Source organism: Segatella copri, assembly GCF_024330485.1.
GTDB lineage: Bacteria > Bacteroidota > Bacteroidia > Bacteroidales > Bacteroidaceae > Prevotella > Prevotella copri_L.
In genome coordinates, this window is the sequence record NZ_JANDWX010000001.1 from 280,505 (window position 1) to 292,776 (window position 12,272).

The window sequence follows — 12,272 nt, forward strand, 5'->3', positions numbered from 1 at the left end:
CGTATTCGGGATTGTTAATTTTCTGCCCGTGTGTGCGTCAACAGTATAAAATGTAATCTCGGGATAGCAAAAAAGCGTATAAAAGTTTGGTAGTATCAAATAAAAATCGTATCTTTGCATTACAATTAATAATTAACAACGTTAAACGGAATAAAATATTATACCTATAACAATTATGAACGAAAAAAGAGTTTATACATTCGGAAACGGAAAAGCAGAAGGCAATGCCCAAATGCGAGAAGTACTTGGTGGTAAAGGCGCAAACCTTGCCGAAATGAACCTGATTGGTGTACCAGTTCCTCCAGGTTTCACCATTACTACAGACACTTGTAATGAATATTATGAAGTGGGTGAGGAAAAAATCAAAGAACTTCTTCAGGACGAAGTGATGGCTGCTGTGGCTCATACTGAGGCATTGATGAACAGCAAGTTCGGTTCTGTAGAGAATCCACTCCTCGTATCAGTACGCTCAGGTGCACGCGCATCTATGCCTGGTATGATGGATACTATCCTCAACCTCGGTTTGAATGACGAAGTAGCTGAGGGATTGGTCAAGAAGACCGGTAACCCTCATTTCGTATACGATTCATATCGCCGTTTCGTACAGATGTACGGTGACGTTGTTATGGGATTGAAGCCTGTAAACAAGGAAGATATCGACCCATTCGAGGCCATCATCGAAAAGGTGAAGGAAGAGCAGGGCGTTACACTTGACAAGGACCTCTCTGTAGAGTCACTCAAGAAGCTCGTTGAGCTCTTCAAGGCTGCCATCAAGGAACAGACTGGCCAGGATTTCCCTACCAACCCAATCGATCAGCTCTGGGGCGCTATCTGCGCTGTGTTCCGTTCTTGGATGAACGAGCGTGCTATCCTCTACCGCAAGATGGAAGGTATTCCTGATGAGTGGGGTACTGCCGTATCTGTCATGGCGATGGTATTCGGTAACATGGGCGATACATCTGCTACAGGTGTTTGCTTCTCACGTGACGCAGGTAATGGTGAGAATCTCTTTAATGGTGAGTATCTTATCAATGCACAGGGTGAGGACGTGGTAGCCGGTATCCGTACTCCACAGCAGATTACAAAGATTGGTTCTCAGCGCTGGGCTGAGCGTGCAGGTATCTCTGAAGAGGAGCGTGTAGCTAAGTATCCTTCTATGGAAGAGGCTATGCCTGAACTCTATAAGGAACTCGACGCGCTGCAGGATAAGCTGGAGCACCACTATCACGATATGCAGGATATGGAGTTCACCGTACAGGAAGGCAAACTCTGGTTCCTCCAGACACGTAACGGTAAGCGTACAGGTACCGCTATGGTGAAGATTGCCATGGATCTCCTCCACGAGGGTATGATTGATGAGAAGACTGCTATCATGCGCTGTGAGCCTCAGAAACTTGATGAGCTTTTGCATCCAGTATTCGATAAGCTGGCTCTCTCTAAGGCTAAGGTCATCACACAGGGTCTCCCTGCATCTCCAGGTGCTGCCTGCGGTCAGATTGTATTCCACGCTGACGATGCTCAGGAGTGGCATGAGGACGGCAAGAAGGTCATCATGGTTCGTATCGAGACTTCTCCTGAAGACCTCGCTGGTATGTCGGCTGCCGAGGGTATCCTTACCGCTCGTGGTGGTATGACTTCTCACGCTGCCGTTGTAGCCCGTGGTATGGGTAAGTGCTGTGTATCAGGCGCCGGCTCTATCAACGTAGATTACAAGACTAAGACTGTAGAGATTGAGGGCGTAGTTTACAAGGAGGGTGATTACATCTCTCTGAATGGTACTACAGGTCAGGTTTACGCAGGACAGATTGAGACAAAGGCTGCAGAACTTTCAGGCGACTTCAAGGAGCTGATGGACCTCTGCGACAAATATACAAAGATGGAAATCCGTACCAATGCAGATACTCCACACGATGCTGAGGTAGCCCGTGCATTCGGTGCCAAGGGTATCGGTCTGACACGTACAGAGCACATGTTCTTCGATGATCAGAAGATTGTAGCTATGCGTGAGATGATTCTGGCAGACTCTGTTGAGGGTCGTGAGAAGGCACTTGCCAAGCTCCTCCCATATCAGAAGGCTGACTTCTACGGCATTCTCAAGGCAATGGATGGCTGCCACGTGAACATCCGCTTGCTCGATCCACCTCTCCACGAGTTCGTACCTCACGATTTGGCTGGTCAGCAGACCATGGCTAAGGAGATGGGCGTAAGCGTAGAGGAAATCCAGAAGCGTGTAAACTCTCTGGCAGAGAACAACCCTATGCTCGGTCATCGCGGTTGCCGTCTCGGTATCACATTCCCAGAGATTACAGCCATGCAGACCCGTGCCATCCTCGGTGCAGCTTGCGAGTTGAAGAAGGAGGGTTACAACCCATGTCCTGAAATCATGGTTCCGCTCATCGGTACCGTTCAGGAGCTCAAGCAGCAGAAGACTATCATCCTCGCTACTTCTAAGGAGGTATTCGCTGAGTACGGCGTAGAGTTAGAATTTGAGATTGGTACTATGATTGAGATTCCTCGTGCTGCCCTTACAGCAGGTCAGATTGCAGAGGAGGCTCAGTACTTCTCATTCGGTACTAACGACTTGACACAGATGACCTTCGGTTACTCTCGTGATGACATTGCTTCCTTCCTCCCTGCCTACATGGAGAAGAAAATCTTGAAGGTTGACCCATTCCAGGTTCTCGACCAGGAGGGTGTTGGTCAGCTTATCAAGATGGCAGTAGAGAATGGTCGTGCTACCCGTCCTAACCTGCGCACAGGTATCTGCGGTGAGCACGGTGGTGAGCCTTCATCAGTTAAGTTCTGTGCTAAGGTTGGCATGAACTACGCTTCATGCTCTCCATTCCGCGTGCCAATCGCCAGACTTGCTGCGGCACAGGCTGCTGTTGAGGAGTAAATCTCTTCTGAAAGAAGATTGTACGATTAATGATTAGATAATTAGAGGAAAGTGTTTCGTAATGAAGTGCTTTCCTCTTTTTCGTCTTTTTTAGGTTAAATTTCGAAAGAAAATGAGCAAATCATTTGCAAGTTACATTTATTTTCCGTAATTTTGTCGGAAAATAGAGAAATATGGAAGGATTAGTCATGATTTATGCGACGATTACGGTCGTTGCTGGTGCCATGGCACTTTGGCTTCATACAAAATGGGGTAAGAAATTCTTGGAGGATCTCTAATGGTTGGTATTGCTGCAGAATCCTTTGTGTTCTGAACTAATGTTCCCGGCACGCCCTGAAAGGGCAGAAGCTCCTAGCCCAGGGCAACGCCCTGGGTAATAGTTGTATTAGCCCTACGCCCTGTAAGGGCAAAAGCTTTAAAATATAGCTGCTGTATAGAAGCTTTTGCCCTTACAGGGCGTTAGTACCATCTCTATATCGCATACCCAGGGTGTTGCCCTGGGCTAGGAGCTTCTGCCCTTTCAGGGCGTGTGGAGCATACTTGTGAAATTTAGTAAATAATTTAAAGGCTTCAAAAATGAATACATTGGCTTTAACTTTTGCAATATGCTTGGTTCCTGCAACAGCATTTTTGATATGGCTTTTTACTCCTTGGGGAAAGAAGTGGTCTAAGGAATTATAGTGATGAAGAAGATAAAATATATATTATGTGCTTGCCTGATGATGGCAAGCTTGGGCATGGAAGCCAAGTCAATGAAGGACTTGCTGGTTTCGATGCCCGATTCTGTTGTGCCTTATCTCAACCACAACCTGCGGCTGGAATTTGCTGAGCTGCAGGAGATGGGAGTGAAGGCGGAAGTGAAGAATCTGTTAGGCGAAACGAGTGTGATGGATACGCTGACTGCTGATTTCGCTCAGTTGAGAACGAGTAAAAGCGCTACTTTGCAGATGAAGAAACTGCCATCGGTTAATGGCGATTCGCTGCTTTGCGTGGTAAAAACCTTTGCCGGAGTAGAGAAGGAGAGTGAACTCTATCTCTTTAATCAGGATTGGCAGGAGCAGGATGCCAGCAGGATTTTCGATGGGAAATCTTTGCAGCAACTGGCTTCCGGACTTGTTGCCAAACCCGATACGATGAGCGAGGCTAAGTTTGAGGAACTCAAGGGGAAAATTGAACTCAAAATCGTGAGTGCTCTGCTCCTGCAACATGAAAACAGCCTCGTAGTGCGCTTGGCTTTACCTTTCCTGTCTGCTGACGATAAGAAGGCTGTAAATGCAATAAAAGTGCAAAGAAAATTTAACTGGAATGGTAAAACTTTTAAGGAGAGTTAAATTCTTGAAGTTTTTAGGTATAAACTATTGCAGGTTACAAGATTATTTGTACCTTTGCATCGTGTTTTTCATGGTATTAGATTATTAAGGTTAATAAAAGATTGGTTGTCGTGAGACAATCAATTTTTTTTTGTCCCTATCTGAAGGCATCAGCCCCTTGTCTTTCCCATCAGCTGGAGGCCGTTGGTTCAGACCGCAGGGCGATGTTTAGAAGATAACCATTCCGATGATACCGCAGATGAAAAGCAGCAGGATAGGGTTGGTCTTTCTGAATTTTGTGAAGTAGAAAGCAGCCAGAAACAGCACGATACTTGCTCCGAAGACAAACGGATTGTCGGTTGGTGATCCGAAGTTCTCTTTATTCATCAGGAGAACGGCGGCAGCAGCTATCAGTCCGATGATGGCAGGGCGGAGTCCCGCAAAGATATCCTTTACGATTTTAGAATCCTTGTGCGTAATCAGATAGCGGCTGATGAGAATCATGATGATGAAAGGCAGCCACATGATGGAGAGCGAAGCCAATACCGAACCCAGACAGGCTGCCCAGGTAGGATAGCCGTCGTGAAGGCAGGCGGTATAACCTACGTAGGTGGCACAGTTGATGCCGATAGGTCCCGGTGTAGACTGGCTGATAGCCACAATATCCGTAAACTCAGCATTGGTAAGCCAATGGTTCTTCACTACCGTCTCGTTATGGATGAGCGAAAGCATCGCATATCCGCCACCAAAATTAAATGTACCAATCTTGGTAAATATCAGAAATAACTTTAGAAATAGCATAATCTCTATATTTTTTTACCTTTTTACTTTTTTACCTTTTTACTTTTCCATAGAGCCAGCCGAGCACGCCGGCAGCAATGATGATGTAGATAGGGGAGATGCCGAAAGCTGCAATCAGCAGACAGCAGACAACGGGAATCCAGATGTTGTAGCGGTTGATGTTTGCCGTCTTTGCCATCTTGAAGCAAGGCGCAGCAATGAGCGCTACCACGGCAGGGCGCACACCCATGAAGAATTTACCCACCCAATAATTGTCCTTGAAATGCTGGAAGAACATGGCGATGATGAGAATGGCGATGATAGAAGGCAGGGCTATGCCAATGGCACCCACAATGCCTCCCCAGACTCCCTTCAGCTTATAGCCGATATGACTCGCCATGTCGATGGCGAAGATGCCCGGAGTGGTCTGAGCCACTACCATGATATCCATGAACTCCTGCTTGTCCATCCACTTGTTCTTGTCTACAAATTCCTGTTCCATGATTGGTATCATGGCGTAGCCTCCACCTAGCGTGAAAGCCCCGATTTTATTGCACGTGAGGAAAAATTTTACTAACATATCTGTTGTTTCTATATTATTTTTCTCTTATATCTGTTGAAATCGGTTGCAAAAATACACATAATTTGTTAAATATGCTAGCTTTCATGCGGATAATCTTCAAAATCGTGTGCTTTTTACCCGAATTTTTGTATCTTTGCAGCTAATATTTTATAATAAAAAGACATTAAACTATGAATCTGAAAGTACGCCTAGCAGTGATGAACTTCCTGGAGTTTGCAGTTTGGGGAGCTTATCTCACGTCTATGGGCAACTATCTCGGCAAGGCTGGGATGGGTGCCGAGATTTCCTGGTTCTATACCATCCAGGGAATCGTATCTATTTTTATGCCTACATTGATGGGTATTGTGGCAGATAAGTATATCCAGCCGCAACGTCTTTTGGGCTATTGTCACTTTTTGGCAGGAGCAGCCATGATAGGTCTGTTCGGTATGGGACAGGCTAGTCAGACTCCTAATGAGGCAATGTTTATTGCCGTTTACACCTTCAGCGTGGCTTTCTATATGCCTACATTGGCATTGTCAAATACTTCGGCATTCAGCATATTGAAGAGCAACGGGCTCGACACCGTGAAGGCTTTTCCGCCAATCCGTGTGTTCGGAACCGTGGGCTTCATCCTCACGATGTGGATTGTGAACTGTGCTACCTGGGACAACGGTTCATTCTCGTTCCTGTTGAGCGAGAACGCCCATAAGTTCCAGTATACCCATTATCAGTTCCTGGTATCGGGTGTGCTCAGCATTCTTCTCTTCCTCTATTGCTTCTCATTGCCAGCCTGTCCTATCGTGAAGAAAGAGACAAAGAGCTGGGTAGAGACATGGGGTTTCGATGCCTTCAAACTCTTCAAGAGCCGTGAGATGGCGATGTTCTTCATCTTCTCTTGCATGCTCGGTATGAGTCTGCAGGTAACCAATGGCTATGCCACTCCGTTCATTACCAGTTTCAAGGGCGATCCTGCGATGCTCGATACTTTTGCAGCTAACAATGCTACGCTCCTGGTATCCATCTCTCAGGTGGCCGAGGCGCTCTGCATCCTTCTCATTCCGTTCTTCCTGAAGCGTTATGGCATCAAGGTTGTGATGCTCATCGCCATGATGGCATGGGTTTTGCGATTCGGTTTCTTCGGATTGGGCAATCCTGCATTTCCGGGTGTTACCTTCTTCATCCTCTCATGCATCGTTTACGGTGTAGCCTTCGACTTCTTCAATGTGTCGGGCGGTCTGTTTGTAGACCAGAAATGTGATGTGAAGGTAAGAGCATCGGCTCAGGGACTGTTCATGCTGATGACCAACGGTCTGGGAGCATCTATCGGAACCATTCTTGCAGGTATGGTCATCAACCATTACTGCCACTGGACAGATGATGGCTACCTGATGGGTGACTGGAAAACCTGCTGGTTCATCTTTGCCGGTTATGCGCTCGTGGTAGCAGTAGCCTTTGCTGTCCTCTTCCGTCCGAAGAAAGAACAGAAATAAGGAAGAAAAAGTGTCATACTCAACGCGAGAGTAAAAACAGAATGTTACGTAAGAATATAAATAAATTTAAATAAAGAAAGGGTACATAATGATGTTGTACAAACTTAAACTCGCTGCCTGCTTTGGCATTCCGGAAGCTTCCGGGACATGTATTATTAGTTTGGTAGACGAATCCGAAAAAAGAGCTTTGTCTATTATGACTAATGAATATTTAGCAGAGCAGCTGAAGGCATGTAATTCGAAAACTTCTGATTTTAAAAATGATGTGATCTCTGTACTTTGGACACTATTTGACAGGCTCAATGTAGACGATTTCTATCTCGAATTCGATGCTACGCCAGAGAGGGGAGTATATGCTACTCTTGTGAATAAAATCACAAATGAACGTATGAGCATCAAGACTGACCAGGCTGTGTTGCTGTCTGTGGCTGCGGATATAGAAATGTATACAACAGAGCTGGTTATAAAGGAAATTTCTACTCCTTTTAATAAAAATGATATGAGTTCGGCTTCTTGTGCGGTACCAATTTCGGCTTTGCCAGACCAGATGCTCGAAAAAGCATTGGATTGTGCCATTAATGAAGAAGATTACGAAACAGCCTCAGCCATTCGCGATGAGATAGAGCGCCGCAAAGGCAAAAAAAGTGAATAATTAAAGGATATTCTTACGGAATAACAGAAAATTAAGAAGAAAAAGTAACAATAAGAGGAAATGAAAGAAGTTAGATTTTTCTATGTGCCAGATGCGGCTACACAGACAGAACTGCCTCAGGAAGAGGCTACTCATGCACTCAGGGTTTTGCGTATCCAGGCGGGGGACGAATTGTTCCTGATGGATGGCAAGGGGGTGTTCTACCGTGCAGAAGTTTCGCTGGCTACCAACAAACGGTGCATCTATGAGGTGAAGGAGGTTATGCCGCAGCAGCCTGCCTGGCGCGGACACATTCACCTGGCCATCGCCCCGACAAAGATGATGGACCGCATTGAATGGATGGCAGAGAAGGCTACGGAAATCGGCTTCGATGAAATCTCTTTCCTCAACTGCAAGTTCTCTGAACGCAAGGTCATCCGCATAGACCGCATAGACAAGATTGTGGTTTCTGCCGTCAAGCAGAGCCACAAGGCTTGGAAACCTGTAGTCAACGAACTGCAGAACTTTAAAGATTTTATTACGGCTCCCCGCAATGGCAGAAAGTTTATCTGCCATTGTTATGAGGAGATAGAAAAGAAAGACTTTTTTGCCGAGATTTCCAAGTCATGCCCAGCTGATGATTCTGCCGGAGCAGCCCAGGAGGGTGCCGATGACATCACCGTGCTGGTAGGACCTGAGGGCGATTTCTCTATCGATGAGGTGAGACTGGCCCTGGAAAACGGATATGAGAGTGTTTCGCTTGGCACCAGTCGCCTCCGTACGGAAACAGCAGGATTGGTGGCTGTCAACATGTGCCATTTGGCAAGAGCTTTATAATATTTACTAGTGTGATGAAAAGATTGTATAAGAGTTTGATGTTCATGTGCTTGGCTGTCGTATTGGGATTGCTGAGCTCATGCTCGGGCACTGACTATCTCAATGCCATTCCAAAGAAAAGTACTGCGCTCATCTCTGTTGACATGCAGCAGATGGCATCCGGCAAAAGCGATGAAGACAAGGCGGGAATGCTCAAGTCTCTGCTGCACGTTGAGGATGCATCGAAGTGTGGCATCGACATCTCAGAGAAGATATTCCTCTTTGAGAGTGCTGATGGCAACCTCGGACTTTGTGCCAAGGTGAGCGATGAGGGCGATGTGGAAGACTGGCTTGCTTCGCTTGCCAAACAGCATATCGCTACAGAGGTGAAGGAGCGCAAAGGCTTTCATTTCTCTGTATTGAAAAATTCGTGGCTGGTCGGCTTCTCTGATCAGGCACTCCTCGTTATGGGACCGGTTGTAGCCGATGCGCAGGCCCAGCTCCAGCAGCAGATGGTGAAATATCTGAAGGCTGATGAGGACGAAGGTATTACCGCATCGCCTATGTTCGAGCGTCTGGAAACCATCACTTCGCCTATGGCTATGGTGGCTCAGGCTCAGGCGCTGCCGGAGAAGTTCGTAGCTCCGTTTACCCTTGGCACTCCTAAAGATACCGACCCTTCGCAGGTAGTGATTGCTGCTGAGATGGACGTGAAAGATGGTATCCTGCAGGTGAAGGGGGAAACCTTCTCCTTTAATAAAGAAATAGATGAGGCTCTGAAGAAGGCGGCTCAAACCTATCGTCCGATTAAAGGCAGCTACGTCAAGTCGATGCCTGCTGATGCCCTGGCGGGTATCTTCATGAACGTAAAGGGCGAGCAGTTCCTGCCGATGATGCAGAGCAACCGCAGCCTTCAGACCCTCCTGATGGGTATCAACCAGGCCATCGACATGGATAATATCATCCGTAGTGTGGATGGGGATATGGCTATCGTGATGCCTTCGCTTACAGATAACAATATGCAGATGACGATGGCTGCTAAACTGTCGCATGCCAAGTGGTTGGGCGATGTTGATTATTGGAAAACTTCATGTCCGGCTGGTGCGAAGATAGCCAATTGGGGAAAGAATGCTTACTTCTATACCGACGGCAAAACCTCGTTCTATTTCGGTGTGACGGATGACAAGCAGTTCTTTAGCGGAAGCGACCAGCTGATGGCGCAATATGCCGTGAAACCAAGTAATCATCCGATAGATGCAAAGATTCAGAAACTCATCGTCGGTCAGAAACTGGCAATGGTCATCAATCTCGCCAAGAGTTCTGGTAGTGACGGCTCGGGCAAGAATGATGCCATCTCTACCGTAACCGGTCTGCTCACCCCAGTCTTCGGAAATCTTACTTCGGTGGTCTATACTTTAAAGGTAAAAGGGTAAAAAGGTAAAAGGGTAAAAAGAACCTTACCCCCTCCCTCTCTCTCTGCGCCCCCGTTCCTAGCGATTCTATCGCTAGTCCCCCAAAAGTCCTAATTTTAAAGGTAAAAGATTAAACATTAAACATAAAAAAAGTGGAAAAGATTCAGCTTCATTCCGTTCTCCCACAGGTTTTTGCCCAGCGCAACGACCTGGATTCGGAGATATGGAAGCAGGATGTTACCTTCGAGAAAGGTCATCTTTATCTTATCGAGGCAGAGAGTGGCAGCGGAAAGAGTACTTTCTGCAGCTATGTGCTCGGCTATCGTCACGACTACAGCGGAAGCGTGATGTTCGACAATGATGTTACCGCCAACTATAAGGTGAAAGACTGGGTAGAGATGCGCAAGCGTCACATCAGCCATCTCTTTCAGGAACTCCGTCTCTTCCCTGAGCTTACTGCCCTGGAGAATGTAGAAATCAAGAACAAAATAACCGGATTCAAGACGCGTGAGCAGATACTTAAATGGTTTGATATGCTCGGTATTGCTGATAAGGTAGATGCCAAAATCGGCAGAATGTCGTTCGGACAGCAGCAGCGTGTGGCAATGATGCGTGCGCTCTGTCAGCCTTTCGACTTCATTCTGGCTGATGAGCCTATCAGTCACCTCGACGACAACAATTCGCGCATCATGGCAGATATCATGATGACCGAAGCGAAGGAGCAGGGGGCTGGCGTCATCGTAACCAGTATAGGTAAACACATGGACTTGCCCTACGAGCATACATTTAAGTTGTAATTTAACATTTAACATTCAACACTTAACATTAAAAAAATGAATCTCGTTTGGAAATTATTGCGTCAGCATATCAGCATACCTCAGTTTGCGGGCTTTGCCTTCGCTAATCTCTTCGGTATGCTCATCGTTCTTTTCGGCTTTCAGTTTTATAAAGACGTGCTGCCTGTCTTCACTCAGCAAGACAGTTTCATGAAAGCCGACTACCTCATCATGAGCAAGAAGATAGGTATGGGAAATACTATCAGCGGCCGTTCCAATACCTTCTCGGGTTCTGAAATCGATGAAATCGGCGACCAGAAGTTTGTAAAGAAGATAGGAAAATTCACCTCTACTGAATATAAGGTAGATGCCCAGATGGGTGTAAACGGCGTGAACGTTCTGAACAGCGAACTCTTCTTCGAGAGTGTGCCTGACGGTTTTGTAGATGTGCCACTCAAGGACTGGAAATATACGCCGGGAACTCAGGAGGTGCCAATCATCCTCCCGCGTACCTATATTAATATGTATAACTTCGGTTTCGCCCAGAGTCATTCGCTCCCTAAAATCAGCGATGGACTGATGGGCATGATCGATTTCAATATCCAGATTCAGGCTGGTGGCAAGAAAGAGCAGTTCAAGGGAAAGGTTATCGGTTTCTCTTCGCGACTCAACACCATCCTCGTTCCACAGGCATTCATGGACTGGAGCAACCAGGAATTCGCGCCAAACCAGAAGAGCGATCCTAACCGTCTCATCGTAGAGGTAGGTAACCCGGGAGACGAGAACATCACTAAATACCTGGATGATAACGGTTATGAGGTAGAGACAGACAAGCTGGATGCTGAGAAAACTACCTATTTCCTCCGCATGATGGTATCGATGGTGATGATTATCGGTTTGGTTATCTCCGTTTTGAGCTTCTACATTCTGATGCTCAGCATCTATCTGCTGGTACAGAAGAACTCTTCTAAGTTAGAGAATCTTCTTCTGATAGGTTACAGTCCGAACAATGTAGCAAAGCCATATCAGGTGCTCACCATCGCGCTGAATATCGTGGTACTCATCATTGCGTGGATCATCCTCTTCTTCCTTCGCGATTACTACATGAGCTTCATTGAAACCCTCTTCCCTGATATCGACGAGGGCACCATGCTCCCAGCCATCGCCCTGGGTCTGTTCCTGTTCCTGATAGTTTCTATCCTGAACATCGTAGCCATCCGACGCAAGGTAATGAGCATCTGGCAGCGAAAGGAGTAAGGCACCTAGCCCTCGCTCTAGCAGCAAGGTGTAAGTTAAGAGCAAGGAAGTAAGTTAAGAGCTAGGTGTAAGGGAGCCTAGCCTCTGTTCCAGACGATTCCATCGCCTGTCATAAAAGCTCAGTCCCCCGCTTTTAGCCTCCAGAAAAAAACTATAAGCAAACCCCCGTTATAAAATAACAAATTAAAGGAAATCTGCGTTATTTGCTTAACGCAGATTTTTTTTATGTTATAAAACACATTTTTTCATGCTGTTGTAACACTTATATCGAATTTTTTGTTTAATTTTGCACCCGTAATAGATATTTGGGGGCTATTCTCCCGTATTATTAATTAATTT

At 46.4% G+C, this 12,272-nt stretch carries 10 protein-coding genes; 8 read left to right on the top strand and 2 right to left on the bottom strand.

What is annotated here, in order from left to right:
• Window positions 1–175 precede the first annotated feature (175 nt).
• Complete coding sequence (gene ppdK / locus NNC77_RS01095) at window positions 176–2,896, top strand: pyruvate, phosphate dikinase (protein ID WP_254969648.1); 2,721 nt, start codon at window positions 176–178, stop codon at window positions 2,894–2,896.
• Window positions 2,897–3,579: 683 nt separating this feature from the next.
• A complete protein-coding gene (locus tag NNC77_RS01100; protein WP_254969649.1) occupies window positions 3,580–4,227 on the top strand; it encodes a DUF3256 family protein in 648 nt (215 codons plus the stop codon).
• A gap of 207 nt (window positions 4,228–4,434) precedes the next feature.
• On the opposite strand, the gene NNC77_RS01105 is transcribed toward NNC77_RS01100, so the two are convergent.
• Together NNC77_RS01105 and NNC77_RS01110 are read right to left on the bottom strand one after the other, a co-directional pair.
• Window positions 4,435–5,007 (bottom strand): chromate transporter, encoded by a 573-nt coding sequence (locus NNC77_RS01105; protein ID WP_022121159.1) that lies wholly within the window; start codon window positions 5,005–5,007, stop codon window positions 4,435–4,437.
• A gap of 31 nt (window positions 5,008–5,038) precedes the next feature.
• Entirely contained in the window at window positions 5,039–5,566 is a 528-nt protein-coding gene (locus NNC77_RS01110; protein WP_118139603.1) for a chromate transporter, read from the bottom strand.
• Window positions 5,567–5,739: 173 nt separating this feature from the next.
• Here NNC77_RS01110 and NNC77_RS01115 point away from each other — a divergent pair, with 173 nt between their 5' ends.
• The 6 genes from NNC77_RS01115 (at window position 5,740) to NNC77_RS01140 (ending at window position 11,933) form a co-directional block, all read left to right on the top strand.
• Window positions 5,740–7,041: an MFS transporter gene (locus NNC77_RS01115; protein ID WP_254969651.1), complete on the top strand. Its 1,302-nt coding sequence runs from the start codon at window positions 5,740–5,742 to the stop codon at window positions 7,039–7,041.
• An 88-nt stretch (window positions 7,042–7,129) separates the two neighbouring features.
• Window positions 7,130–7,693, top strand: a complete 564-nt coding sequence (locus tag NNC77_RS01120; RefSeq protein WP_254969652.1) for a UvrB/UvrC motif-containing protein — start codon at window positions 7,130–7,132, stop codon at window positions 7,691–7,693.
• A 60-nt stretch (window positions 7,694–7,753) separates the two neighbouring features.
• Window positions 7,754–8,509, top strand: a complete 756-nt coding sequence (locus tag NNC77_RS01125; RefSeq protein ID WP_118189867.1) for a 16S rRNA (uracil(1498)-N(3))-methyltransferase — start codon at window positions 7,754–7,756, stop codon at window positions 8,507–8,509.
• A 14-nt stretch (window positions 8,510–8,523) separates the two neighbouring features.
• Window positions 8,524–9,921, top strand: a complete 1,398-nt coding sequence (locus NNC77_RS01130) for a DUF4836 family protein (protein WP_217746233.1) — start codon at window positions 8,524–8,526, stop codon at window positions 9,919–9,921.
• A gap of 131 nt (window positions 9,922–10,052) precedes the next feature.
• Window positions 10,053–10,697 (top strand): ATP-binding cassette domain-containing protein, encoded by a 645-nt coding sequence (locus NNC77_RS01135; protein ID WP_118416091.1) that lies wholly within the window; start codon window positions 10,053–10,055, stop codon window positions 10,695–10,697.
• Window positions 10,698–10,733: 36 nt separating this feature from the next.
• Complete coding sequence (locus tag NNC77_RS01140) at window positions 10,734–11,933, top strand: ABC transporter permease (RefSeq protein ID WP_254969654.1); 1,200 nt, start codon at window positions 10,734–10,736, stop codon at window positions 11,931–11,933.
• Window positions 11,934–12,272: the final 339 nt, after the last annotated feature.

Excerpts from the sequence above, each read along its gene's own strand:
- NNC77_RS01120 (WP_254969652.1), top strand. The coding sequence starts at position 7,130 with ATGATGTTGTACAAACTTAAACTCGCTGCCTGCTTTGGCATTCCGGAA.
- ppdK (WP_254969648.1), top strand. The coding sequence starts at position 176 with ATGAACGAAAAAAGAGTTTATACATTCGGAAACGGAAAAGCAGAAGGC.
- NNC77_RS01125 (WP_118189867.1), top strand. The coding sequence starts at position 7,754 with ATGAAAGAAGTTAGATTTTTCTATGTGCCAGATGCGGCTACACAGACA.
- NNC77_RS01140 (WP_254969654.1), top strand. The coding sequence starts at position 10,734 with ATGAATCTCGTTTGGAAATTATTGCGTCAGCATATCAGCATACCTCAG.
- NNC77_RS01100 (WP_254969649.1), top strand. The coding sequence starts at position 3,580 with ATGAAGAAGATAAAATATATATTATGTGCTTGCCTGATGATGGCAAGC.
- NNC77_RS01130 (WP_217746233.1), top strand. The coding sequence starts at position 8,524 with ATGAAAAGATTGTATAAGAGTTTGATGTTCATGTGCTTGGCTGTCGTA.
- NNC77_RS01110 (WP_118139603.1), bottom strand. The coding sequence starts at position 5,566 with ATGTTAGTAAAATTTTTCCTCACGTGCAATAAAATCGGGGCTTTCACG.
- NNC77_RS01115 (WP_254969651.1), top strand. The coding sequence starts at position 5,740 with ATGAATCTGAAAGTACGCCTAGCAGTGATGAACTTCCTGGAGTTTGCA.
- NNC77_RS01105 (WP_022121159.1), bottom strand. The coding sequence starts at position 5,007 with ATGCTATTTCTAAAGTTATTTCTGATATTTACCAAGATTGGTACATTT.